The organism is Pseudomonas sp. ICMP 8385, from assembly GCF_002699915.1.
GTDB classification, from domain to species: Bacteria; Pseudomonadota; Gammaproteobacteria; order Pseudomonadales; family Pseudomonadaceae; genus Aquipseudomonas; species Aquipseudomonas gessardii.
The window spans coordinates 1-2,677 of the sequence record NZ_LKBY01000005.1; the positions used below are offsets into that span (position 1 = coordinate 1).

The window sequence follows — 2,677 nt, forward strand, 5'->3', positions numbered from 1 at the left end:
AATTGGGGTATGCGGATTTAATGGTTGATGGGGCACCTTCCCCTCACCAACCTGATGCTACCCTCAGATGGTTGATAGATCGACCCCGTAGTTGAGCTCCTCTGCGAGGTCTGGCAGTCCGTAACCGATGGTTTTCTTGTAGAACGGAGAGACCTTCGCAGTCGGGGCCTTCTTCTTGTGCTTCGTGGTGTAGAGCATTCGCGCCCGCATCACCTCAAAGGAATAACCTCGTCCTTCACGGTTCTTGTCCTTGGCCAGTCGGTTGATGGACTCCGTGAAAGCGTTGGTGACAGGTATGTCCGTCTCGAAGTAGGTCATGATCTCTTCGCGCCAGTTGCCCACCGCCCTAAACAGATCGCTCCAGACTTCTTTCTGGCCCTTCGGGATGGTGGATATCCACTCGTCCAGGGCGGCTTCTGCCTGGGGTCGTGTGGTGGCGTCCCAGATGCTGTAGAAGCGCTCCTTGTGCTCGTAGGCAGCCAGCAGTTGCGGGAATGCGCCTGTCCAGGTTTCCATGATCAGCCGCTCCCGGTCTGAGACTTCGTGAGCGCGCTTCAGCAGGATTTTCCGGTCTCCCTTGAGGGTTCGGATCTGGGCTGGTTTCAGCTCTTTCCGGAGCCCCTTGCGCACCTTCTCCAGAGCATCGTTGGCCATGCGCACCACATGGAATTTATCGACCACGATGCGGGCCTGTGGCAGCACCGCCCTGACCGCCGTTCGATATGGATTCCACATGTCCATGCTGACGATATCGATCTTCTGCCGGTCTTTCAGCTTCATCAGGTAGTTAGTCACGACGTCCTGACGGCGAGTGGCCAGCAGATCGAGCAGGGTCTTCTCCTCAATGTTGGTCAGGATGCAGCGGTAGCGCTTGTTCAGGTACAGCTCGTCGATGCCCAGAATGCGAGGCGTTTCGAAGCGGTGCCAGCGGCCTAAGAACGCGGCGCGGGCGTTGAAGATGTCCCGTACCGTCTTCTCGTCCAATCCGGTTTGCTGCGCCACGAAAGTGTAGGGGTGGTTAAAGGACTCCTTCTCTACGTATTCATGTAGCCGCAGTGTCATGCGGAAGCCGTCCACCACCGTCTTCTCGTCCAATCCGGTTTGCTGCGCCACGAAAGTGTAGGGGTGGTTAAAGGACTCCTTCTCTACGTATTCATGTAGCCGCAGTGTCATGCGGAAGCCGTCCACCACCTCCGGTAGCTGGGGCCTGAAGGTAGCCTCGCAGGCCCGACAGATGTACCGGCGGCGGAGCACCCAGAGGGTGACCCGCTTGCCGTGGATGGGCAGATCATGATAGGGAACATCACGCTTGCCGAAACGCACGAACTCACCCTGCACCCCGCATTCCTCGCAAGCAATGGGATCGGAGGATGGGCAGATCATGATAGGGAACATCACGCTTGCCGAAACGCACGAACTCACCCTGCACCCCGCATTCCTCGCAAGCAATGGGATCGGGCGCGTCTACCTGGAAGTGCATTTCATCGTCGGTGGCTTTGCAGCCCAGCACCTGGTATGAGGGCAGGTGCAGGATGTTGTCGGGCATTTCGGTCATACGTTATTCTCTTAAGACGACTAGCAACTGGCTAAAGCGTTCTTAAGAACCTAGGCAACACGCGAAGGTTGGCGACTAAGAAGAAGCAGGATGCCGAAAGCAATCATTCCTCCACCTGAGGCGCGTTGAAACCAGTGCAGCTTGTTTGCTGCGAAAGCTGCTGCAAAACGCCCTGCTGACGCATATATCGCTATTGCAACGGCCTCTAGCGCGATAAAAACCGTCCCAAGAGTTGCATAGCTCAGCCAGTAATTCGTTATATCCACGAATTGCGGGAAGAATGCCGCGAAAATGAGGATTGCTTTGGGGTTACTGATGGCGATCAGCGCCTCACTACGGAATGCCTTACGAAGCGAAGGTTTCATTGCATCTGCGTTTAGGTTAGTCGAGCCAGATGTTGTTCTGAGGAGCTTGATGCCCATCCAGACCAGATAGGCGGCACCAACGATCTTGATCACGTTGAAGACCAACGCCGAAGCAGACAAAAGCATCCCTAAACCAAGCGCGCTAGCAGCAATCATGGGCACGAAGACGGCAAGCCGTGCTGTGCTTGCCATAAAGGAAAACCCTACGCCCTTTTGCGCACCGTGTGTCATCGCAACGAGGTTATTGGGGCCGAACGCCAGGTTCAGTGCGAAACATGCCGGGAGGAAAACAAGTAGATCGATCATTAGCTTTGTTGTGACCTCAAGGGAGTAGGTTGGATATGCATGGTCAGTGCACCTCGTTCAAGTAGGGCGTGACATTACGCAACATCCGCTCAATGTAGTCTTCCATCTTGCCGACCGGCGCGACATGGTGCAATGCACCCCGAGCCGCCTCAATACCTTCTAGCCGGGCGATGACCCAACTGGGGAGGTACTGAGCCCGTAGGCTACCACTCTTCGTGGCAATATTGCTTTTGGCGAAGAAAGGCTGGCTGAGCACAACGACACCCGCTTCTTGTACCGGGGCTATTGTCAAGACAGATATGCCTAGTTTTCAAGTGTTCCCTACATATGGCTATAGGGAAGGGGATCTGGAAAGACCGGCACGGTTAGCTATCAACCATTTAGTCCGTTGTGGATTTAGTTTTCCCTTCCGCTTTCTACTTCACATATCAACCATTAAATCCGCATACCC

1 protein-coding gene and 2 pseudogenes are annotated in these 2,677 nt (G+C 55.0%); all 3 read right to left on the reverse strand.

What is annotated here, in order from left to right; translation table 11 throughout:
• Positions 1-63 precede the first annotated feature (63 nt).
• Positions 64-1,080 (reverse strand): annotated as a pseudogene (locus tag AO268_RS03675) (ISL3-like element ISPst9 family transposase); the annotation flags it as partial.
• 9 nt (positions 1,081-1,089) lie between these two features.
• A pseudogene (locus AO268_RS33015) lies at positions 1,090-1,555 on the reverse strand (transposase family protein); the annotation flags it as partial.
• Positions 1,556-1,605: 50 nt separating this feature from the next.
• Positions 1,606-2,226, reverse strand: a complete 621-nt coding sequence (locus tag AO268_RS03685; RefSeq protein ID WP_014819627.1) for a LysE family translocator — start codon at positions 2,224-2,226, stop codon at positions 1,606-1,608.
• Positions 2,227-2,677: the final 451 nt, after the last annotated feature.

What these genes read in the sequence shown, in the direction of transcription:
- AO268_RS03685 (WP_014819627.1), bottom strand. Translation starts at nt 2,226, where the DNA reads ATGATCGATCTACTTGTTTTCCTCCCGGCATGTTTCGCACTGAACCTG.